This window comes from Sphingomonas mangrovi (assembly GCF_047975845.1).
Lineage (GTDB): Bacteria > Pseudomonadota > Alphaproteobacteria > Sphingomonadales > Sphingomonadaceae > Sphingomonas.
Window position 1 is genome coordinate 101,859 of record NZ_JBIUCZ010000002.1, and the last position, 20,548, is coordinate 122,406.

The 20,548-nt window shown below is 67.2% G+C and carries 19 protein-coding genes; 2 read left to right on the forward strand and 17 right to left on the reverse strand.

The genetic code is table 11. The features are described 5' to 3' along the window. Nucleotides 1-2: 2 nt before the first annotated feature. On the reverse strand, nucleotides 3-725 hold the full coding sequence (locus tag ACBY01_RS01840; RefSeq protein ID WP_416459063.1) for a response regulator: 723 nt from the start codon (nucleotides 723-725) through the stop codon (nucleotides 3-5). Nucleotides 726-993: 268 nt separating this feature from the next. On the opposite strand from ACBY01_RS01840, the gene ACBY01_RS01845 reads away from it, so the two are divergent. After that, entirely contained in the window at nucleotides 994-3,207 is a 2,214-nt protein-coding gene (locus tag ACBY01_RS01845; protein WP_416459064.1) for a TonB-dependent receptor, read from the forward strand. 30 nt (nucleotides 3,208-3,237) lie between these two features. On the opposite strand, the gene ACBY01_RS01850 is transcribed toward ACBY01_RS01845, so the two are convergent. Continuing rightward, the gene (locus tag ACBY01_RS01850) at nucleotides 3,238-6,546 is read right to left on the reverse strand and encodes a glycoside hydrolase family 2 TIM barrel-domain containing protein (RefSeq protein WP_416459065.1); all 3,309 of its coding nucleotides are present in this window, start codon (nucleotides 6,544-6,546) and stop codon (nucleotides 3,238-3,240) included. A 143-nt stretch (nucleotides 6,547-6,689) separates the two neighbouring features. Here ACBY01_RS01850 and asd point away from each other — a divergent pair, with 143 nt between their 5' ends. Beyond that, nucleotides 6,690-7,733, forward strand: coding sequence for an archaetidylserine decarboxylase (asd, locus tag ACBY01_RS01855; RefSeq protein ID WP_416459066.1), 1,044 nt, complete (start codon nucleotides 6,690-6,692; stop codon nucleotides 7,731-7,733). Nucleotides 7,734-8,013: 280 nt separating this feature from the next. On the opposite strand, the gene guaA is transcribed toward asd, so the two are convergent. The 15 genes from guaA to rpsN all read right to left on the reverse strand — a co-directional run bounded on the left by guaA (nucleotide 8,014) and on the right by rpsN (nucleotide 20,498). Then, on the reverse strand, nucleotides 8,014-9,573 hold the full coding sequence (gene guaA, locus ACBY01_RS01860; protein WP_416459067.1) for a glutamine-hydrolyzing GMP synthase: 1,560 nt from the start codon (nucleotides 9,571-9,573) through the stop codon (nucleotides 8,014-8,016). A gap of 206 nt (nucleotides 9,574-9,779) precedes the next feature. After that, nucleotides 9,780-11,837: a prolyl oligopeptidase family serine peptidase gene (locus ACBY01_RS01865; protein ID WP_416459068.1), complete on the reverse strand. Its 2,058-nt coding sequence runs from the start codon at nucleotides 11,835-11,837 to the stop codon at nucleotides 9,780-9,782. 214 nt (nucleotides 11,838-12,051) lie between these two features. After that, nucleotides 12,052-12,474, reverse strand: coding sequence for a 50S ribosomal protein L17 (rplQ, locus tag ACBY01_RS01870; protein WP_416459069.1), 423 nt, complete (start codon nucleotides 12,472-12,474; stop codon nucleotides 12,052-12,054). A 213-nt stretch (nucleotides 12,475-12,687) separates the two neighbouring features. After that, complete coding sequence (locus ACBY01_RS01875; protein ID WP_416459070.1) at nucleotides 12,688-13,752, reverse strand: DNA-directed RNA polymerase subunit alpha; 1,065 nt, start codon at nucleotides 13,750-13,752, stop codon at nucleotides 12,688-12,690. Nucleotides 13,753-13,850: 98 nt separating this feature from the next. Next, the gene (gene rpsK / locus ACBY01_RS01880; protein ID WP_125961390.1) at nucleotides 13,851-14,240 is read right to left on the reverse strand and encodes a 30S ribosomal protein S11; all 390 of its coding nucleotides are present in this window, start codon (nucleotides 14,238-14,240) and stop codon (nucleotides 13,851-13,853) included. 93 nt (nucleotides 14,241-14,333) lie between these two features. Beyond that, nucleotides 14,334-14,702 (reverse strand): 30S ribosomal protein S13, encoded by a 369-nt coding sequence (gene rpsM / locus ACBY01_RS01885; RefSeq protein ID WP_125961391.1) that lies wholly within the window; start codon nucleotides 14,700-14,702, stop codon nucleotides 14,334-14,336. Nucleotides 14,703-15,105: 403 nt separating this feature from the next. Continuing rightward, entirely contained in the window at nucleotides 15,106-15,753 is a 648-nt protein-coding gene (locus ACBY01_RS01890) for an adenylate kinase (protein ID WP_416459071.1), read from the reverse strand. A gap of 36 nt (nucleotides 15,754-15,789) precedes the next feature. Next, a complete protein-coding gene (gene secY, locus ACBY01_RS01895) occupies nucleotides 15,790-17,157 on the reverse strand; it encodes a preprotein translocase subunit SecY (protein ID WP_416459072.1) in 1,368 nt (455 codons plus the stop codon). Nucleotides 17,158-17,367: 210 nt separating this feature from the next. Beyond that, on the reverse strand, nucleotides 17,368-17,895 hold the full coding sequence (rplO, locus tag ACBY01_RS01900) for a 50S ribosomal protein L15 (protein WP_416459073.1): 528 nt from the start codon (nucleotides 17,893-17,895) through the stop codon (nucleotides 17,368-17,370). A 96-nt stretch (nucleotides 17,896-17,991) separates the two neighbouring features. Continuing rightward, nucleotides 17,992-18,168, reverse strand: coding sequence for a 50S ribosomal protein L30 (gene rpmD, locus ACBY01_RS01905; RefSeq protein WP_132883264.1), 177 nt, complete (start codon nucleotides 18,166-18,168; stop codon nucleotides 17,992-17,994). 4 nt (nucleotides 18,169-18,172) lie between these two features. Continuing rightward, a complete protein-coding gene (rpsE, locus tag ACBY01_RS01910; protein WP_416459074.1) occupies nucleotides 18,173-18,892 on the reverse strand; it encodes a 30S ribosomal protein S5 in 720 nt (239 codons plus the stop codon). A gap of 1 nt (nucleotide 18,893) precedes the next feature. Then, nucleotides 18,894-19,253: a 50S ribosomal protein L18 gene (gene rplR / locus ACBY01_RS01915; RefSeq protein ID WP_416459075.1), complete on the reverse strand. Its 360-nt coding sequence runs from the start codon at nucleotides 19,251-19,253 to the stop codon at nucleotides 18,894-18,896. Further along, a complete protein-coding gene (gene rplF / locus ACBY01_RS01920; protein WP_416459076.1) occupies nucleotides 19,253-19,786 on the reverse strand; it encodes a 50S ribosomal protein L6 in 534 nt (177 codons plus the stop codon). Before rplF ends, rplR begins: the two co-directional genes overlap by 1 nt. Beyond that, nucleotides 19,786-20,181 carry a 30S ribosomal protein S8 gene (gene rpsH / locus ACBY01_RS01925; RefSeq protein ID WP_416459077.1) on the reverse strand — a complete coding sequence of 132 codons (396 nt, stop codon included), beginning with the start codon at nucleotides 20,179-20,181 and terminating at the stop codon, nucleotides 19,786-19,788. The genes rplF and rpsH overlap by 1 nt, the downstream gene beginning before the upstream one ends. 11 nt (nucleotides 20,182-20,192) lie before the next feature. Next, nucleotides 20,193-20,498 (reverse strand): 30S ribosomal protein S14, encoded by a 306-nt coding sequence (gene rpsN, locus ACBY01_RS01930; protein WP_416459078.1) that lies wholly within the window; start codon nucleotides 20,496-20,498, stop codon nucleotides 20,193-20,195. Nucleotides 20,499-20,548 lie beyond the last annotated feature (50 nt).

The window sequence follows — 20,548 nt, forward strand, 5'->3', positions numbered from 1 at the left end:
CCTCACGCCGGGCGGACCGGCGGCACGAAGCGGTATCCCACGCCTCGCACCGTCTCGATGATCGGGGCCGGATCCGCCTCGGCCAGTTTGCGGCGCAGGCGGCTGACCGCGATGTCGATCGCCCGATCGTAGGACGCCGCATCCAACCCGCGCGCAAGGTCGAGCAGCGTGTCTCGCGTCAGGATGCGTCCTGGCCGAGAGGCAAAGGTGGCGAGCAGTGCATGCTCTCCTTCGCTCAGCGAGACGGGACGGCCGGCGGGATCGCGCAAGCGCCGTTCCTCCACGTCCAGCCACCAGCCGGCGAAGGTGACGCCCCTGCTTGCCTGCTCCTGCTTCGACGGCTCCGCCGAAGGCCGCCGCAGCAGGGCACGGATACGCGCCAAAAGCTCGCGCGGCTCGAACGGCTTGGTCAGATAGTCCCATGCGCCGACCTCCAGCCCGACGATCCGGTCGGTCACGTCGTCGAGGGCACTCAGCATCAGGATCGGCACGCCCGTGGGGGCAAGGCGGCGGCATAGCGAGAGCCCGTCCTCCCCCGGCATCATCACGTCCAGTACGACGAGATCGACAGGCGCCTGCAGCAGTTGCCGCTCGCACGCGGCGGCGTCGCCCACAGCGCGCACCGCGAAGCCGTGGCCGGCGAGGAAATCGACGATGGCATCGCGGATGCTCGCGTCGTCGTCGACCACGAGGACCGTACTGCTGGCGATGACCCGGGACTCCATGGCGGCAGACTATCCGCGTTCTGTAGCATTTGCGTATCGCCGCCTGCTACCGAGCGGCCATCCCCGCGCTACCGGCACCCGCTTGAACGCAGCCCCTGAAGCAACATGCTGGGGATTGGGCGTGAGACGGAACGTCACATGGATCGCGGGGATGCTGGCCGGAATCTGTTCCGGAGACGCGGCGGCGCAGCAGACGCTCGAACCTCCGGTTGCGGCACCGCCCACATCCTCCGCACCGGCAGGAGAAGAGGACGAGGATATCGTGGTAATGGGAGGGCGTCCGCGCGGATCGGTCATCGGCGACATTCCGCCCGAACGAACCTTCCGCCCGGCCGACATCAGGGCGTTCGGCGCGGACGATGTCGAGGCGCTGCTGGACGCCATCGGGGCGCAGACCGCCAGCAACCGCGGGCGAGGCGACGACGGCCCGGTCACGCTGCTGAACGGCCGGCGCGTGTCGAACTTCTCCGAGATCGCGCGCATCCCGGCGGAAGCGATCGAGCGCATGGAGATCCTTCCCGAGGAAGTGGCGCTCAAATACGGCTATCGCGCGGATCAGAAGGTCGTGAACGTCGTGACGTTCCAGCGATATCAAGCCGGCATCGGCGAGGCGGGTTTGCTCGCCGCGACCCGGGGCGACCGCACCACGGGCGACGCGGACGCAGACTTCCTGCGAATCCGCGACGAAACGCGGTTCGCCCTGGGGGCGAGCTATTCGCGTTCCACGCCGTTGCTCGAAAGCGAGCGCAACGTCCGACAACTCGCCGGCCAGACGGGAGTGGGGCGTTTTCGGACTCTGCTGCCGTCGACCGAGCGATTTCTGCTCAACGGCCTCGTCAGCGGCCCTGTGCTGGGCGAAACGTCGGCCACGGTGAACGGACGCTTCGAGGCGAACCGCAGCCGAAGCCTCGTCGGCCGTGGCGAGGACGGTGCACTACGGCGCGACAGCGACGGCGATACCACGCACCTGGGCACGACCTTGGCCGGGCGGACCGGGACGTGGCAATGGACGGCGCTCGGCACCTATGATCGCATCGCCAGCAGGATGCGGACCGACCTCGGCGACCGTTCCGCCCCGCGTGACACCGCTCGATCGATCGACTCGGCCGTCACCGCCGATCTGATCCTGTCCGGCCCGATCGTGAACCTACCCGCCGGGCCGCTGTACGCGAGCGTGCGGGGAGGGATCGAGTTCCGCGACTTCGAGAGCCGGTCGGGACGCAGCCCATCCTCGGCACGATCGGACATCGGCCGCGACAAAGGCGGGCTTCAGGCGAACGTCGACGTCCCGCTGCTCGGCTCGGCCGACCAGGCGGCGTCGGGGATCGGCCGCCTCTCGGCCAACGCGAACGTGGCGATCGATCGCCTCTCCGATACCGGCAGCATGGCGACGTTCGGTGCCGGCCTGAACTGGTCGCCGATCCGGGCGATCGGCATCATCCTGTCCGGTACCAGCGAACAAGGGCCGCCAACCCTCGATCAACTCGGGGGACCTGCGCTGGTCACGCCCAACGTCCGCACCTTCGACATCGCGCGCGGCGAGGTGGTGGACGTCACACAGGTTTCCGGCGGCAATCCGCGCCTGCGCAGCGACGAACGTCACGTGGTCAGACTGGGGTTGAACCTTCGTCCATTGTCGCGGACCGACCTGACCCTCAGCCTCGATTACGTCGCGGCGCACGTCGACGATCCCATCGTCGCCTTTCCGATCGTGTCGCCGCAGGTCGAAGCCGCGTTTCCCGAGCGCTTCCTCCGCGACGCGACCGGCCGGCTGCTGCAGATCGACGCGCGTCCGATCAACTTCGCCGCGTCTCGCCAAAAGCAGCTGCGGTGGGGCGTCAATCTGACGAAGCCGTTGGGTGCGGTGCCTTCGGGCATGGACGGTGGCATGATTCGCATCCCGGCGGAGCAGGCGGGGCAGATGACACGGGGGCCGAACGGAACCTTCACCTTCCGGCCGCAGCCCGGAAGCGCGTTCGCCCGCAACATCATGACCGCCTCGAGCCGATTGTTCGTCAGCCTGTATCACAACTGGTTCCTCGAGGACTCCCTCCGCCTGCGCGGCGGACTCCCCTCCCTCGATCTGCTCGACGGCGGCGCGACCGACGCCAACGGTGGCCGTCGCCGCCACGAGATCGAGTTCCAGGCCGGCGCCTTCAAGCGCGGCCTGGGAGCTCGCCTCTCGGCAAGCTGGCGGAGCGGAACCGAGGTCGACGGAGCGCAGGGCACCGCCGATGGGCTACGCTTTGGAAGCCTCACCACGGTGAACCTCAGCCTGTTCGCCAATCTCGCCGAACGCTTCGGCGGCGCGCAAACGCCTTCATGGCTGAAGGGCACGCGCGTCACCTTCGACATCGCCAATCTGCTCGACAGTCGCCCCGACGTTCGCGATCGTCTGGGCACGACGCCGTTGCGCTATCAGCGCGCCTATCTCGACCCGCTGGGCCGCACGATCAGCCTGCGATTGCGGCGGGCCTTGTGACGTTGCTGCAGCCACGACAGCGGGGATGCGTCATCTGGCCGGCGCGGCGCCGCCGTGTTCCGGGATCGCCGTGCGCGCGATCTGTGCCGGATCGTCTCCCGCCGTCAGCGGCCGTAGGCGTACCGTAAAGCTGTAATGGCGGAAGGGCAGCTGGTACTTCGTCATGGGCTGTGCACCCCAGCTGTTGTCGCCCCCAACGCCCATTTGCGCATGGTCCACGGTGAGGGTCGTGAAGCCCTCCGGCTTGACGTCGAGGCCGTGCCGATTGGGTGCCAACCGGTCGTAGTCGAGGTGCATCGGATCCAGCGCGAGGGCGGCGCCCGAGAAGGGCGCCGCGCCGCTGATCAGCAGGCCGTTGCCGGCTCCGTCGGTCACCGCCATCCAGCGCAGATCGGTCTTGTTCCCGGTTTCCTGCGGGCGAATGTAGGGGTGATACTGGTCGCGCACCGCGCCCTTGTAGCGACCGAGCATCGCGCCCGACTTGCGATCGGCATAGCTTTCCCACGGCCCCCGCCCGTACCAGGCAAGCTGGTCGAACGCCTCGGGCATGCGCATCGTCCAGCCGAACCGCGGCAGCACGGGCAGGTCCTTGCGCCCATCCTCGATCGTCTCGGTGACGACGATGTCGCCGGTCGGCGCGAAGCGGTACCGCGTGCGCACCCAGGCGACATTGTCGCCCACCGTCTGCACCACCTGTACCTCGACGCCGTCGCCCTGCCGCTGGGCGGAGAAGCCGGTGAGCGCGCGGTTCAGGCTCGCTTCCTTCCAGACGGCGAGCTTCGCCGGCATGTTCCAGCCGATGTCGTTGTCCGTCGCCGGGCGCCAGAAATTAGGTCTCGGCGCGGCCTCCACCAACTCGCCCGCCCGTCCACGCAAGGAGACGAGCTCGCCCGTGGCGCTGTCGAACCGCGCGGCATAGCCCGGCCCCGTGATCTGCCACGCCGTTCCCGTCTCGCGGAGCTCAACCCGGCCGGCCGCCTTCGCGGGCGCGGCGGCGGGCGCGGCAGGAAACACGATCTCGTCGGTCGCGACGGTCGTGCCGGCCGCCGTCATCGGCAGGCTGTCCTCGCGGGTGACCAGCGCGAGGCGAGCGACATATTCCGCGCCGGGCTTGGGCCGTCCGGCCGGCCGCTGGAGCGGAAATACGCCGCTGCCCCGCGCCGGCACCGAAAGCCGCTGCCGGCCGCAGCTTCCCTGTTCGACGCCATCCTCCAGCATCGTGCAGACGATGTCGAACCGGTCGAGGTCGAGGAAGTCGAACCGATTGGTCACGCGCACCGCGCCCGTACCGCTTCCGTCACCGTCATCGGCCGCCGCGAACGCCGCCGGCTGGTAGACGTGCCGCACCTCATAGGCATGCGGGTTGGGCCGCCCTTCAGTGCCGATCATGCCATTGGCGACGAAACTGCCGCGCAGGCTTTCGGGCGACTGGGTTTGCGACAGCATCAGCGGGCCGGGATCGCCGCCATAGGCGTGGAACCGCGATCCGTCGGGATGGCGATAGTTCAGTCCCTGATCGATCCAGTCCCAGATGAAGCCGCCCTGGGTGTTCGGATGCTTGCGGATCTCGTCCCACAGATCGGCGAAGTCGCCGCCGGAATTGCCCATCATATGGGCATATTCGGTCATGATGATCGGCGTCTGCCGGAACTCCTGCGCCCATTTCGCGATCGCCGCCTGATTGGGATAGAAGGGCACGACCATGTCGGTGAACGGCGGCTTCATCCCTGCCGCCTGATATTGCACCGGCCGGGTCGGGTCGCGGCGCTTGGCCCAGTCGTACATCTTCTGGAACGCCGGTCCGCCGCCGGCTTCGTTGCCGAGCGACCAGGCGATGATCGACGGGTGGTTCTTGTCGGTTTCGACCAGCGACCGCATGCGATCGAGATGCGCGGCTTCCCATTCGGGCTTGTGGCCGAGCTGCCACTTCTCCTGGGGGCCGATGCCGAAGCCCGCCTCGTAATAGCCGTGGCTCTCGATGTTGCTCTCATCGACCACGTACATGCCGTAGCGGTCGGCAAGGTCGTAGAAGGCGGCGCGCTGGGGATAATGCGAGGTCCGGATCGCGTTGACGTTCATCGCCCGCATCTGGCGGATGCGCGCTTCCAGCGTTGCTTCCGACACGACCTTGATGGTGTCGGGATCGTGCTCGTGCAGATTGACGCCGCGGATCGTGATCGGCTGGCCGTTGACCATCAGTTGCCCGTCGCGGATCGCGATGTCGCGGAAACCGATGTGCCCGGGTACCGCCGACAGCACGGCGCCCGCATCGTCGCGCACCACCAGCATCAGGCCGTAGAGGTTCGGGGTTTCCGCCGTCCATCGCCGTACTTCGGCAAGGCGCGTGCTGAACCGCACGCTGCCGGTCGTGCCATCCGCAAGGGTGACGGAGCGGCGTTCGCTCCAGACCGGCTGGCCCTGCTGGTCCGAAAGGATCGCCTCCACGCTATAGGCGCCCTGCCCTCCGGCACCGGAGGCGAGGTCGACGGACAGGTCGAGCGTACCGTCGCGATAGCCCTCGGCAAGACCGGCCTTGGCGAAATAGTCGCGCACCCACGCCTTGGGTACGGCGAACAGTTCCACCGGCCGCTCGAACCCGGACACCCGCCACATGTCCTGGTCTTCGAGATAGCTGCCGTCGGAAAAGCGATAGACCTCCACCGCGATGTCGTTGCGGCCGGCCTTCAGATACTCCGTCACCTTGAACTCGGCCGCGTTCTTGGTGTTTTCGGAATAGCCCACCTTGCGGCCGTTCACCCAGACGTAGATCGCCGAGCCCACGCCGTTGAAACGCAGGAAGACGTCCTGCCCGTGCCAGCCCGCCGGCAGGTCGAAGCTGCGGCGGTAGCTGCCGACCGGTGCATAATCGTCGGGCACCAGCGGCTGGTTCATCGGAAAGGCATAGCCGATGTTGACGTAATAGGGCCGGTCGTAGCCCTGCGCCTCGATGATGCCGGGCACCGGCATGTCGTTCCAGCCCGAAACGTCGAACCCCGGCTTCCAGAACTCTGCCGGCCGCTCGGAAGGGTTGCGCGACCAGTGGAACTTCCAGGTGCCGTCCAGCGACAAGTGGCGTTCGGACTCCGCCGCTTTGCCGCGTTGCGCCTGCGCCACGCTCTCGTAATTGAACAGCGTGGCGTGCGGTGCCTCGCGGTGGACCGCGAAGATCGTCGGGTCTTCCCATTCGCGGTGCGGGCGCTGCGGATCGAGGCTCGCCTGCGCGATGGGCGGCCCATCCTTCCAGCTGGGCGGAATCGGATTCGTCTTCTGCTGCGCGACCGCCGGCATCGCCGCGGTCGCCAGAAGATAGCCCACGCTGAACAGCGCCCAAGTCCGCATTGCGCCCCCCATCCCTGCCGATCGGCTGATCCCGACGTATTAGGCTGTTTGCGGCGTATGTCAGCTATGGGTTCTCTCAGAAGAGGCACAGAGCTGAGGCCCATCTCGCTTCATGGAGCCGGCCCACCGCTACTCCGCTTTCCTTGACGGAGAAGCGGACAGTTGCATCCATCCCGTGCATTGCGGACATCGACGCTCAGGAACGCGACTTCCGGCAGTGCCTCAACGACTTCCTCGTAGCGGCATCGACATGGCACATCGTCGAACGCACATGCCACGGGTCGACCTGCCGGTTCACGACCCTACAAGGGGGTGTCGTCGTTTCGAGATTCGCCATGTCCGATCGCCTGAAGGTCCTGCTCCAGTACATGCTGCCCAAGCAGCGCCTGACCACCGTTGCCGGTCGCATCGCCGGGGCGCAGGGAGGCGCGATGACGACGCGGCTGATCCGCTGGTTCGTCGGCAGATATGCTGTCGACATGAGCGAAGCCGCAGATGCGGACATCGGCAGCTACAAGAGCTTCAACGACTTCTTCACCCGCCCGCTCAGGGCCGGCCTCCGCCCGATCGCGGCGGCCGATTTCGTCTGTCCGGTCGACGGTGCCATCAGCCAGTTCGGCGCCATCGACGACCATCACATGCTCCAGGCGAAAGGGCATCGCTTCACCACGACGGAGCTGGTCGGCGGCGACGAGACGCTGGCCGCGCCGTTTCGTCACGGCAGCTTCGCCAACCTGTATCTGTCCCCCAAGGACTACCACCGCCTGCACATGCCCTGCGACGGCAGGCTAGTGCGCATGATCTACGTGCCGGGGAAGCTGTTCTCGGTGAACCCTGTCACCGCGCGCGGCGTGCCGAACCTGTTCGCCCGCAACGAGCGCGTCGTCTGCGTCTTCGAATCCGCGCAACATGGTCCGTTCGTGATGGTGCTGGTCGGCGCGACCATCGTCGGAAGTATGGCGACCGTGTGGCACGGTGTGGTCAATCCCAAGCGCACCAACACGACGTCCGAATGGCGCTATGCCGATCAGGACATCGTGTTGAAGAAGGGCGAGGAGATGGGCCGCTTCCTTCTCGGCTCGACGATCGTGATGTTGTTCAGGCCGGGAGCGATCACCTTCACCAAAGATTGGGCGCCTGAGCGGAAGGTGCGCCTGGGTGAACCGATGGGCGATCGCGCAGCCTGAGACTTTCGTGCGCTCGCCATCCAGGCCCCGGAGACCCTAGCCGCGCCATTTCGCAACGTCCTACCGGTTCCCGTCGCAGCAGATGCGCGAGATCAGCAGCGCGGCGGTCGAGAATCTCACCCGTCACTCGCCCTTCGAGATCAGCAACCTGATCCCGGCTGTGTTGAGCGGCAGATTTTTTGCCGCGCTTTCCAGACGTACGTACGAAAAAGGCCCGCATCTCTGCGGGCCTTACCGGTGATGAGTGCCTATGGGGCGCCAGCCAGTGCCGGACGCCCCATCACTCCCACTCGATCGTGCCGGGCGGCTTGCTCGTGTAGTCGTAGGTGACGCGGTTGATGCCCTTCACCTCGTTGACGATGCGGGTCGCGACGCGGGGCAGGAAGTCGCCGGGGAACTGGAACGCCTGGGCGGTCATGCCGTCGGTCGAGGTGACGGCCCGCAGCGCCAGCACCGAGTCATAGGTGCGGCCGTCGCCCATCACGCCGACCGAGCGCACCGGCAGCAGCACCGCGAACGCCTGCCAGATCGCGTCGTAGAGGCCAGCGTTGCGGATCTCTTCGAGGTAGATGGCATCCGCCTTGCGCAGGATGTCGCAGCGTTCCTTGGTGACTTCACCCGGGATGCGGATCGCGAGGCCGGGGCCGGGAAACGGGTGGCGGCCGACGAAGGCGTCAGGCAGGCCCAACTCGCGACCGAGCTCGCGGACCTCGTCCTTGAACAGCTCGCGTAAGGGTTCGACGAGCTTCATGTTCATCCGCTCGGGCAGGCCGCCGACATTGTGGTGGCTCTTGATCGTCACCGACGGGCCGCCGGTGAAGCTGACGCTCTCGATCACGTCCGGATAGAGCGTGCCCTGCGCCAGGAACTCGGCGCCGCCGATCTTCTTCGCCTCGTCGTCGAAGACGTCGATGAAGGTCTTGCCGATAAACTTGCGCTTGGCCTCGGGGTCGGTGACGCCGGCGAGGCCATTCATGAACAGGGCTTCCGCGTTCACGTGGACGAGCGGGATGTTGTAGTGGTTGCGGAACAGCGAGACGACCTGCTCGGCCTCGCCCGAGCGCATCAGCCCGTGGTCGACGAAGACGCAGGTTAGCTGGTCGCCGATCGCCTCGTGAATCAGCACCGCGGCCACCGCGGAGTCGACGCCGCCCGATAGGCCGCAGATCACGCGGCCGCTGCCGACCTGGGCGCGGATGTCGGCAATCTTCGCCTCGCGGAACTCGGCCATCGTCCAATCGCCGGTGAGGCCGCAGACGTGGCGCGCGAAGTTGCCGATCAGCCGACCGCCGTCGGGGGTGTGCACGACCTCCGGGTGGAACTGGGTGCCGTAGTAGCGGCGCATGTCGTCGGCGATGACGGCGAAGGGGGCGCCGGGGCTGGTCGCCACCACGCGGAAGCCGGGTGCGAGCGCGGTGACCTTGTCGCCGTGGCTCATCCATACCTGATGTCGGTCGCCTTCGCCCCACAGCGCGTCGAACAGGCCGCAACCGTCCTCGATGCCGATATAGGCCTCGCCGAACTCGCCGCTCATCCCCTTCTCGACCTGGCCGCCGAGCTGCTGGGTCATCACCTGCTGGCCGTAGCAGATGCCGAGCACCGGCACGCCCGAATCGAAGATCGCCTGGGGGGCGCGCGGGCTTCCCTCCTCGGGAACCGAGGCGGGGCCACCGGAGAGGATCACACCGCGCGGGCGCATCCGCTCGAACGCTTCGGCCGCCGACTGGAAGGGGGCGATCTCGCTGTAGACGCCGGCTTCGCGAACGCGGCGGGCGATCAGCTGGGTGACCTGGCTGCCGAAGTCGACGATCAGGATGGAGTCAGTGGGATGTGCGCTCATGGGCCTGCGCGATAGCAGAGCTTGTGCGCGCTGCCAGCCCCTTTGGGGAGAGGATCGGACGGGCCTCTCCCCTTCCGTTCATCTCGCGGTGCCGCCGAGCTTGTCGAGGTGGTGTATCGCGAGAGGCGGCGTTGGCCACGCCCTCTCGATACGGGCTCTCGACACGCTCGATCCCTACTGGAGGCGAACGGAAAGTTCGAGGAAGGTTACTCCACCGGCGTCACGTCCATGCCGGTCCAGCGCGCGGCGAACGCCCACAAGTCGGCATATTCCTCGATCACCTTGTCGGTCGGCTTGCCCGATCCGTGGCCGGCGCGGGTCTCGATGCGGACGAGGTGCGGCTTGTCGCCGACCTTCGCCGCCTGGAGTGCCGCCACATATTTGAACGTGTGGCCCGGCACGACGCGATCGTCGGTATCCGCGGTGGTGGCGAGGATCGCGGGATAGTCCTTACCCTTGCGGATGTTGTGATACGGCGAATAGGCGCGCAGGACCTTGAAGTCGGCTTCCTTCGACGGATCGCCGTAATCGTCGACCCAGTAGCGGCCGGCGGTGAAGCGGTCGAAGCGCAGCATGTCCATCACGCCCACCGCGGGCAGTGCGGCGGCGAACAGGTCGGGACGCTGGTTGACCACCGCGCCGACGAGCAGTCCACCGTTGGAGCCGCCCTGGATCACCAGCTGCCGCTTGGTGGTGTCGCCGTTCGCGATCAGGTCCTCGCCCGCGGCGATGAAGTCGTCGAACACGTTCTGCTTGTTGGCGAGGCGCCCGCCGTCGTGCCACGCCTTGCCGTATTCGCCGCCGCCGCGGATGTTGGCGACCGCGAGCACCCCGCCCTGCTCCAGCCACGCGATGCGGTTGGACGAGAAGGCGGGCAGCACCGACGAGTTGAACCCGCCATAGGCGTAGAGCAGCGTCGGTGCCGGGCCGCTCGTCCCCTTCTTGCGCACGAGGAACATCGGCACGCGCGTGCCGTCCTTCGAGCCGTAGAAGCGCTGGGCGACGTCGTAGGCGTTCGGATCGAACGCCACCTTCGGCGTCTGCCACGGGGTCGCCTGGCCGGTCGCCACGTCGTAGCGATAGATGGTGGTCGGCGTCGCGAAGCTGGTGAACGCGAAGAACGTCTCCGGATCGTCCTGGTCGCCGCCGAAGCCGCTGGCGGTGCCGATGCCCGGCAGCGCCACCGCGCCGTCGCGCCCGCCGCTCAGCGAATAGCGGCGCACCTCGGTCTTGGCATCGACCAGATAGCTGGCGATCAGCTTGCCGCCGGTGAGCTTGGCCCCCTGCAGCGTCGCCGAGTCCTGCGGCACGATCTCGCGCAGCCGCCCGGTCGAGGCGGCGGCGTCGATCGCGACGATGCGGCCGCGCGGCGCGTCCTTGTTGGTCGTGAAGTAGAAGGTGCTGCCGGTGTTCCCCGCCAGCTCCCAGCTGTGCTCGAGCCCGCGCACCAGCGTCCGCGGCCGCATCGCGCTGTCGGTCAGGTCGACCAGCGTGATCTCGTAGCGGTTATCGGTCCCTTCGGAGGTGGTGATCACCAGCCACTTGCCGTCGTCGGTCACCTGCCCGACATGGCCCTGCTTGGGCTTGTCGGGGGTCGCATAGACCTTGATGTCGGCCGACTGCGGCGTGCCCAGCTTGTGGAAATAGAGCGCGTGGTTGAGGTTGAGCGCCTGGAAGGCCGCCCCCTGCTCGGGTTCGGGGAAACGCGAGTAGAAGAAGCCCGAGCCGTTGCGGGCCCAGGCGATGGCGGTGAACTTCGCCCACTTCACCTCGTCCTCGAGCGGCTTGCCGGACGCGACGTCGAGCACGCGCAGCGTGCGCCAGTCGGTGCCGCCGTCCTGGATGCCGTAGGCGACGTAGCGCCCATTCTCGGACGGCACCCACTCCGACAGCGCCGTGGCGCCGTCGGCAGCCCAGCCGTTGGGGTCGATCAGCACCCGGCCGGCGCCGTCGAGCGTGTCGCGGACATAGAGCACCGACTGGTTCTGCACGCCGCTGTTGCGGGTGTAGAAATAGCGGCCGCCCTTCTTCACCGGCAGGCCGAAGCGCTCATAGTCGATCAGCGTGCGCAGCCGCTCCTTGAAGATGCCGCGTCCAGGCAACGTCGCCAGATAGGCGTCGGTGACGCGGTTCTCGGCCGCCACCCATTCGGCGACCTCGCGGTCGGTGCGGACGTCGTTCTCCAGCCAGCGGTACGGATCTTCGATCTTCTCGCCGAACAGCGTGTCGACCTGATCGACGCGGCGAGTTTCGGGGTAGGACATCGTAACCTCGGCTTTATGGGACTTCGACTGCGACATGCCGGGCATGCCCGCGCGGAAGCCGGGGTCGGACTTTCCGCAGCCGGCAAGCGCCAGCGAAACCAATACCATCGCGGTCGCGCAAACGCGTCGTGCCACCAGAGTGTCTCCGGAAAAAAGAAAAGGGCCGGTGCCAAACTGGCCCGGCCCTTCTTATCTTGCAACCGCTTAGAGGCGATTAGGCGGCTTCGTCGAAGTCCTCGTCGCTCGCCACCGGACCCGAGTCCTGGCCCTTGGCCGAGACGTCGCGGTCGACGAACTCGATGATCGCCATCGGCGAGGCGTCCGACGCGCGGATGCCGGCCTTGATGATGCGGGTGTAGCCGCCGTTGCGGTCGGCGTAGCGCGACGCCAGCACGTCGAACAGCTTCACCAGCTGCGCATCGTCCAGAAGACGGGCGTGGGCGAGACGACGGTTCGAGAGACCGCCCTTCTTCGCCAGCGTCACCAGCTTCTCGACGTAGGGACGCAGTTCCTTCGCCTTGGCGACGGTGGTGGTGATCTGCTCGTGCTTGATGAGCGCGGCCGACATGTTGCGGAACAGGGCCAGACGATGGGCCGAGGTACGCTGCAGCTTACGGCCGCCGACGCGATGACGCATGGGTATTTCCTTCGTTCGTTAAGGGGCCGTGTCACGGTACCCCAGACCAGGCGAGGACGGGGAGCTCGCCACGATTCCGTCATGCCAGCGAAGGCTGGCATCTCTGAGCTTGGCCCATCGCGGCGGATCCGCGACGTCGGTCGGGCCGGTTCGCACCGGCCCGCCGACCGCGCTGTCGGCGTCTCCGGATCAGCGAGGCTGACCCGGTGCGCCTCAGCCCATGATTTCCTGCTCGAGCTTCTTGGCCATTTCCTCGATGTTCTCGGGCGGCCAGCCCGGGATCTCCATGCCGAGGCGCAGGCCCATCGACGAGAGCACTTCCTTGATCTCGTTGAGCGACTTGCGGCCGAAGTTCGGGGTGCGCAGCATCTCTGCCTCGGTCTTCTGAACCAGATCGCCGATGTAGATGATGTTGTCGTTCTTCAGGCAGTTCGCCGAACGCACCGACAGCTCCAGCTCGTCCACCTTCTTGAGGAGGAAGCGGTTGATCTGCGCGGTGTCGCCCGCCGCCTCGGCGACCTGCGCCGGGGCCGCCGCGCCGGTCGGCGCAACGCGGGTGACCGACGAGTCGTCGAAGTGGACGAACAGCGACAGCTGGTCCTGCAGGATGCGGCCCGCATAGGCGATCGCGTCCTCCGGGGTCACCGTGCCGTCGGTCTCGACGGTCAGCGTCAGCTTGTCGTAATCGAGCTCCTGCCCGACGCGGGTGTTCTCGACCTTGTACGACACCTGCCGCACCGGCGAGTAGAGCGCGTCGACCGGGATCAGGCCGATCGGCGCGTCCGCCGGACGGTTGCCGGCCGCCGGAACATAGCCCTTCCCGCTCTCGGCGGTCAGTTCCATGTTGAGCGTCGCGCCCTCGTCCAGGTGGCACAGCACCAGTTCGGGGTTCATCACCTCGATGTCGCCCGACACCGCGATGTCGCCGGCCTTCACCTCGGCGGGACCGGTCATCGACAGCTGCAGGCGCTTGGCGCCCTCGCCCTGCATCTTCAGCGCGATCTGCTTCACGTTGAGGACGATGTCGGTCACGTCCTCGCGCACGCCGGCGAGGCTCGAGAACTCGTGCAGCACGTTCTCGATCTTGACGGAGGTGACCGCGGCGCCCTGCAGCGAGGACAGCAGCACCCGGCGCAGCGCGTTGCCGAGCGTCAGGCCGAAGCCACGCTCCAGCGGCTCGGCAACGAAGGTCGCCTTGCGCTTGGAATCGCCACCAGCCTTCTTCTCGAGGCCGCTGGGCTTCTTGAGTTCCTGCCAGTTCTTAGCGTTGACAGACACGGGCTTCCCCTAGTTGTGGGCGCAGGCGAGGGCTGCCCGCGCCGAATGGCGATCCGGCCGCGCAGCCTTCGATGGGCAGAGCGGCCGGAGAGGATCGATCAGACGCGGCGGCGCTTCGAGGGGCGGACGCCGTTGTGCGGGATCGAGGTCACGTCGCGGATCGACGTGATCTGGAAGCCAACCGCCTGCAGCGCGCGCAGCGCCGACTCGCGGCCCGAACCCGGGCCCTTCACTTCGACCTCGAGCGTACGGACGCCGTGGTCCGCCGCCTTGCGGCCGGCGTCCTCGGCAGCGACCTGCGCCGCATACGGGGTCGACTTGCGCGAGCCCTTGAAGCCCATCATGCCGGCCGAGGACCAGCTGATCGCGTTGCCCTGCGCGTCGGTGATGGTGATCATGGTGTTGTTGAAGCTGGCGTTCACGTGAGCGACGCCTGCGGTAATGTTCTTGCGTTCGCGCCGACGAAGGCGCTGTGCTGCCTGAGCCATGAGGTAATCCTGACCTTAAGTACGTGGTCCGGAAGCGGCGAGGCGAGTAGCCTCGAACCGGCCTCCGGCGGAGTAATTCGTCCCCCGGACGAATTACTTCTTCTTGCCGGCGATCGGCTTGGCCTTGCCCTTGCGGGTGCGCGCGTTGGTGTGCGTGCGCTGGCCGCGGACCGGCAGACCCTTGCGATGACGCAGACCACGGTAGCAGGCGAGGTCCATCAGGCGCTTGATGTTCATCGCGGTCTCGCGACGAAGATCACCCTCGACGGTGTGGCTCGCGTCGATCGTCTCGCGGATCTGCAGGACTTCCTGATCGCTCAGGTCCTGGACGCGACGCTCGGCAGCGATGCCCAGCGCGTCGGTGATCTGCTTGGCCTTGGCCGGGCCGATGCCGTGGATGTACTGCAGCGCGATGATGACGCGCTTGTTGGTCGGGATGTTAACACCCGCGATACGTGCCATGAAACTACTTCTCCCAGCTCCACGAGGCACCGCATGGCTAGACGCGCGCCTCATCTCGTAGCGTTGACCCGATACGCACGATTGCGGCGGACACGCGTGCGCGCCGCCGGGACCGGTGTATCGGGGTAAAGCGCAGGTAAGCGCGGACTCGGAAGCTGTCAACCGCCCGGCGGAACCTATTTCGCGGCGGAGCGTGCGGCGGGTCCGGAGCGGCGCCGGAAGACGCGCGGCGACAGAGTCGCGATAGGTCGGAGAGCCGCGCCCTCCAGCCCTCTTCGTCATGCTGACGGAAGTCAGCATCCATTCGCGCACCGCTGGAGCCGCTAGCGGAGCGGCAATGGATCCTGACTTTCGTCAGGATGACGAGCGGGGGAGCAGGCGAAGGCCCGCTCCCCAAGAGCCGTCACCGGTCGAGGATCGCCACGATCTGCGCGGCGACTTCGCCCATCTCGGCCATGCCGTCGACGCGCTCGACCAAACCGCGGGCTTCGTAGCCCGGCAGGATCGGTGCGGTCTTGGCGCGATACTCGGCCATGCGCGTGCGCACGGTCTCTTCGTTGTCGTCGGGGCGGCGCTTGAACTCGGTCGAGCCGCACGCGTCGCAGGTGCCCGCGACCTTGGGCTGCTTGAAACGGTCGTGATAGCCCGCACCGCACACCGCGCAGGTGAAGCGGCCGACGATGCGCTCGACCAGCGCATCCTCGTCCACCACCAGCTCGATGACATAGGCGAGGCGACGGCCGCGGTGCTCAAGCAGCAGGTCGAGCGCATCGGCCTGGGCGGCCGTGCGCGGATAGCCGTCGAAGATCGCCCCCTGCCCCTCGTCGAGCTGGTCGAGGCGCTCGCCGATCAGCGCCGAGACGATCGCGTCCGAGACGAGCTCGCCCGCTTCCATCACCGCCTTGGCCTTGAGCCCCACCGGGGTCCCGGCCTTCACCGCGGCGCGCAGCATGTCGCCGGTCGACAGCTGCACCATCCCGCGATCGTGCTCCAGACGGCTCGCCTGCGTACCCTTGCCGGCGCCCGGCGGTCCGAGCAGGATGATGTCCACGGTACTTCCCCTCCCGATAACGTCGACGGCGCGCCCTTACTGGCGGACGCGGCCGCCCTTGAGCTTGGCCTTCTTGATCAGGTCGCCATACTGGTGCGCCAGCAGGTGCGATTGGATCTGGGTGACCGTATCCATGGTTACGTTGACCACGATGAGAAGGCTAGTCCCACCAAGGTAGAAGGGAATGGCCAGCGCCGAGACGAGATATTCCGGCAACAGGCACAGCACCGTCAGATAGGCGGCGCCGATGACAGTGATGCGGGTCAGCACGTAATCGAAATACGCCTCGGTGTTCTTGCCCGGACGGATGCCGGGGATGAAGCCGCCGTAGCGCTTGAGGTTGTCCGCCGTCTCTTCCGGATTGAACACCACCGCGGTGTAGAAGAACGAGAAGAAGACGATGCCCGCGCCGTAGAGCAGCATGTACACCGGGCTGCCGTGCTGGAGATACTGGTTGAGGCTGATGACGAAGTCGCCCCACCAGCTCTCGCCCTCGGTCGCCTGGCCGGCGAACTGGGTGATCGTCACCGGCATCAGCAGCAGCGAGGACGCGAAGATCGGCGGGATGACGCCGGCGGTGTTGATCTTGAGCGGCAGATGGCTGCGATCGGCCTGCACCCCGCGCGCGGTCTGGCGCTTGGGATACTGGATCAGGATGCGGCGCTGCGCGCGCTCCATGAAGCAGATGAACAGCACCAGGCCGATGACCGCGACGGTGATGCCGACGAGCTTCAGCGGATCGAGCGTGCCCGAACGGCTGCCCTCGAACAGCTGCACCAGCGTGGTCGGCAGGTGGGCGACGATGCCCGCCATGATGATCAGCGAGATGCCGTTGCCGATGCCGCGGCTGGTGATCTGCTCACCCAGCCACATCAGGAACATCGTGCCGCCAATCAGCGAGATCACCGCGGCGATGCGGAAGGTGAGCCCCGGCTCGATCACCGCCTGCGCGCCGGCTTGGGCGCCGAACGCCTCGAGCCCGACGGCGATGAAATAGCCCTGCACCGCGGTCAGCGCGACGGTGCCGTAGCGGGTGTACTGGTTGAGCTTCTTGCGGCCCGACTCGCCTTCCTTCTTGATCGCGGCGAGCTGCGGCGACAGCGAACTGGCGAGCTGCACGACGATCGAGGCGGTGATGTACGGCATGACGCCCAACGCCACGACCGACATGCGCGTCAGCGCGCCGCCCGAGAAGGTGTTGAAGAAGTCGAGCACGCCGCCCTGGGTCTGGTTGGCGAGCAGGCCGAGCTGGGTCGGATCGATCCCCGGCAGCGGCACGTAGCTGAGCATGCGGAAGACGATCAGCGCGCCCAGCGTGAACCACAGGCGCTTCTTGAGCTCGGTCGCCTGGCCGAACTTGGCCAGGTTCAGGTTGGTTGCAAGGCCGTCGGATGCCGCTGCCATGAATGTGTCCCGATGATGCTGGCGGGCGCTGATGCCCCACCCCCGCGGCCCATATAGGGCTTGCTTCGGGGATGTCTAACGGGTCGCGGCGAAACGCCGACCCGCCCGTGCTTCAAACGATCGGACCCGCCCCCTTCCGACCTACCCCGCCGAAGCGGAACACAGAGCGGAAGCAGGCGGGCCCGACGTGTACGACCCTCGCGAACGCCTTTAGGCGCGCGCGGCCTTTTTGGCGGCCAGGGCGGTGCCCTTCTTGGCCTTCGCCTTGTCAGCGGCCGGAACCACCTCGATCACGTTGACGCTGCCGCCGGCCTTCTCGACCGCCTCGCGGGCGGTCTTGGACGCGCCGGCGACGGTGAAGTTCAGCTTCGCAGTCAGTTCGCCCTTGGCGAGCAGACGGACGCCGTCCTTGCCGCCACGGGCAAGGCCGACCGCCTTGAGCGCGGCGTGGTCGATGTCGGTCGCGGTCAGCTTGCCGGCGTCGACCAGCTTCTGGATCGCGCCCAGGTTCACCTCGGCATAGTCCTTGGCGAAGATGTTGTTGAAGCCGCGCTTCGGCAGACGCATGTGGAGCGGCATCTGACCGCCCTCGAAGCCCTTGATCGAGACGCCTTCGCGGCTCTTCTGACCCTTCTGGCCGCGGCCAGCGGTCTTGCCCTTGCCGGAACCGATACCGCGGCCGACGCGCATCTTGCGGTGACGGGCGCCCTGGTTGTCGGTGAGTTCGTTGAGCTTCATGATGTGCACTCGCTTTCGCTTTGGTCGCGCTGATGAAATGAGGAAGGGGGCCGCTTAGCCCCCTTCCCCGCGTTTGTCACTGGTGGAGACGAAGGCTCAGCCTTCGACCGACACCATGTGCTGCACCTTGCGGATCATGCCGCGCACCTCGGGGGTGTCGTTCAGCTCGACCGTCTTGTGCATCTTGTTGAGGCCCAGGCCGACGAGCGTCGCGCGCTGATCCTTGGTGCGCCGGATCGGCGACCCGGTCTGCGTGATCTTCACGGTAGCCATGAGATTACTCCACCACCGCCGCGGCGTCCGCCTCGGCCGTCTGCGATCCGCCACGGCCCAGCAGGTCGGCGACCTTCTTGCCACGGCGCTGCGCGACCGACTTCGGGCTGGTCTGGTCGACCAGCGCCTCAAAGGTCGCACGGATCATGTTGTACGGGTTCGACGTGCCGACCGACTTGGTCACGACGTCGGCCACGCCCAGGCTCTCGAAGATGGCGCGCATCGGGCCACCCGCGATGATGCCGGTACCGGCCGGAGCCGAGCGCACCGTCACGCGACCGGCACCGAAGTGGCCGTTGCCGTCGTGATGCAGCGTGCGGCCGTCCTTGAGCGGCACGCGGACCATCGCCTTCTTCGCCGAAGCGGTCGCCTTGGAGATGGCTTCCGGCACTTCGCGTGCCTTGCCATGTCCGAAGCCGACGCGGCCCTTGCCGTCGCCCACGACGACCAGCGCCGCGAAGCCGAAGCGCTTGCCGCCCTTCACCGTCTTCGAGACGCGGTTGATGTGGACGAGCTTCTCGATCAGCTCCTCGCCGCCGTCGTCGTTGCCGCGACGGTCGTCGCGACGCCCGCGGTTGCCGTCCCGGCCGCCGCGACCCCGGTCGTTGCCGCCACGGCCGCCACGGCCGCCGCGGGGACCGCGGTTCTGCGGCGCGCCGGCGCCCGCGTCCGCGCCCGCCGTCTGCTCGACGGGGGTTTCGGCCTGGTTGTTCTCGTCGGCCATATTAGAACTCCAATCCGCTCTCGCGCGCGGCTTCCGCCAGCGCCTTGACGCGTCCGTGGAAGAGGAACCCGCCACGATCGAACACCACCTGCGTCACGCCGGCGGCCTTGGCGGCCTCCGCGACGCGCTGGCCCACCGCCTTGGCGGCGTCGACGGTCGCGCCGGTCTGGCCGCGAACGTCCTTCTCCAGCGTCGAGGCCGAAGCGACCGTCCGGCCCTCGGCGTCGTCGATGACCTGGGCATAGATGTGCTTGCCCGAACGGTGAACCGAGAGGCGCGGACGCGAACCCGAACGCGCACGGAGCGCGGTGCGGTTGCGGCGGCGGCGCTTCTGGAACAGCGACATACCCTTGGTAGACATCACTTCTTCTTCCCTTCCTTGCGGAAGATGAACTCGCCTTCGTACTTGATGCCCTTGCCCTTGTAGGGCTCCGGCTTGCGCCAGCGGCGAATCTCAGCGGCGAGCTGGCCGACCTTCTGCTTGTCGATGCCCGAGATCTCGACCGTGGTCTGGTCGGGAGTCTTGATCTCGATGCCCTCGGGCACGTCGAAGTCGACGTCGTGGCTGTAGCCGAGCTGAAGCTTGAGCTTCTTGCCCTGCACGGCCGCGCGGTAGCCGACGCCGGTGATCAGCAGCTTCTTGGAGAAGCCCTGCGTCACGCCGGTGACGAGGTTCTGCACCAGGGTGCGCTGCATGCCCCAGAACGCGCGAGCGCGCTTGGTCTCGTTGGCCGGCTGCACCGAGATGCCGTCGTCGACGATCTCGTAGCGGATCTCGTCCGCGAGCGGCAGCGTCAGGGTGCCCTTGGGGCCCTTCACGCTCAGCTCGCGACCGGCGATGTTCGCGGTGACGCCGGCCGGAATCGGGACCGCCTTCTTGCCGATGCGGCTCATCAGAACACCTCCGCCAGCACTTCGCCGCCGACGTTCTGCTCGCGCGCTTCCGCGTCGGACAGAACACCCTTCGGCGTCGAGACGATTGTGATGCCCAGGCCGTTGCGGACCCGCGGCAGCTCCTGGCTGCCCGAGTAGACGCGGCGCCCCGGCTTCGAGACGCGCGCGACGTGCTTGATCGCCGGCTGGCCCTCGAAATACTTCAGCTCGATGCGGATGCCGGCCGCGGGGCCCATCTGCTCTTCGCTGTAGCCACGGATATAGCCCTCGCGCTGAAGCACGTCGAGGACGCGAGCCCGCAGCTTGGACGCCGGCGAAAGGACGCTGTCCTTGCGCGCGCGCTGGCCGTTGCGGATGCGGGTGAGCATATCACCCAGGGGATCGGTCAATGCCATCGTAACGGTCCTTACCAGCTCGACTTGACGACGCCGGGGATCATGCCGCGGTTGGCGAGATCACGCAGCATCACGCGGGCAAGCCGGAACTTGCGGTAATAGGCGCGCGGGCGGCCGGTGATCTCGCAACGGTTGCGGACCCGGGTCGGATTGCCGTTGCGGGGGATCTCGGCCATCTTCAGGCGCGCGATCAGGCGCTCGGTCTCGCCGAGGGACTCGTCGTTGGCCTGCGCCTTCAGCTTCGCATACTTGCCGGCGTACTTCTTCACCAGCTGCTTGCGACGCTCGTTCTTGTTGATCGAACTCAGTTTCGCCATGGACTTAAGCTCTTCCTAGTCGTTGCCCCGGCGGCGTGCCGGAGCCTTGT

What these genes read in the sequence shown, in the direction of transcription:
- ACBY01_RS01840 (WP_416459063.1), bottom strand. Translation starts at nt 725, where the DNA reads ATGGAGTCCCGGGTCATCGCCAGCAGTACGGTCCTCGTGGTCGACGAC.
- ACBY01_RS01845 (WP_416459064.1), top strand. Translation starts at nt 994, where the DNA reads ATGGGAGGGCGTCCGCGCGGATCGGTCATCGGCGACATTCCGCCCGAA.
- ACBY01_RS01850 (WP_416459065.1), bottom strand. Translation starts at nt 6,546, where the DNA reads ATGCGGACTTGGGCGCTGTTCAGCGTGGGCTATCTTCTGGCGACCGCG.
- guaA (WP_416459067.1), bottom strand. Translation starts at nt 9,573, where the DNA reads ATGAGCGCACATCCCACTGACTCCATCCTGATCGTCGACTTCGGCAGC.
- ACBY01_RS01865 (WP_416459068.1), bottom strand. Translation starts at nt 11,837, where the DNA reads ATGTCCTACCCCGAAACTCGCCGCGTCGATCAGGTCGACACGCTGTTC.
- rplQ (WP_416459069.1), bottom strand. Translation starts at nt 12,474, where the DNA reads ATGCGTCATCGCGTCGGCGGCCGTAAGCTGCAGCGTACCTCGGCCCAT.
- rpsK (WP_125961390.1), bottom strand. Translation starts at nt 14,240, where the DNA reads ATGGCTCAGGCAGCACAGCGCCTTCGTCGGCGCGAACGCAAGAACATT.
- rpsM (WP_125961391.1), bottom strand. Translation starts at nt 14,702, where the DNA reads ATGGCACGTATCGCGGGTGTTAACATCCCGACCAACAAGCGCGTCATC.
- secY (WP_416459072.1), bottom strand. Translation starts at nt 17,157, where the DNA reads ATGGCAGCGGCATCCGACGGCCTTGCAACCAACCTGAACCTGGCCAAG.
- rplO (WP_416459073.1), bottom strand. Translation starts at nt 17,895, where the DNA reads ATGAAGCTCAACGAACTCACCGACAACCAGGGCGCCCGTCACCGCAAG.
- rpmD (WP_132883264.1), bottom strand. Translation starts at nt 18,168, where the DNA reads ATGGCTACCGTGAAGATCACGCAGACCGGGTCGCCGATCCGGCGCACC.
- rpsE (WP_416459074.1), bottom strand. Translation starts at nt 18,892, where the DNA reads ATGGCCGACGAGAACAACCAGGCCGAAACCCCCGTCGAGCAGACGGCG.
- rplR (WP_416459075.1), bottom strand. Translation starts at nt 19,253, where the DNA reads ATGTCTACCAAGGGTATGTCGCTGTTCCAGAAGCGCCGCCGCCGCAAC.
- rplF (WP_416459076.1), bottom strand. Translation starts at nt 19,786, where the DNA reads ATGAGCCGCATCGGCAAGAAGGCGGTCCCGATTCCGGCCGGCGTCACC.
- rpsH (WP_416459077.1), bottom strand. Translation starts at nt 20,181, where the DNA reads ATGGCATTGACCGATCCCCTGGGTGATATGCTCACCCGCATCCGCAAC.
- rpsN (WP_416459078.1), bottom strand. Translation starts at nt 20,498, where the DNA reads ATGGCGAAACTGAGTTCGATCAACAAGAACGAGCGTCGCAAGCAGCTG.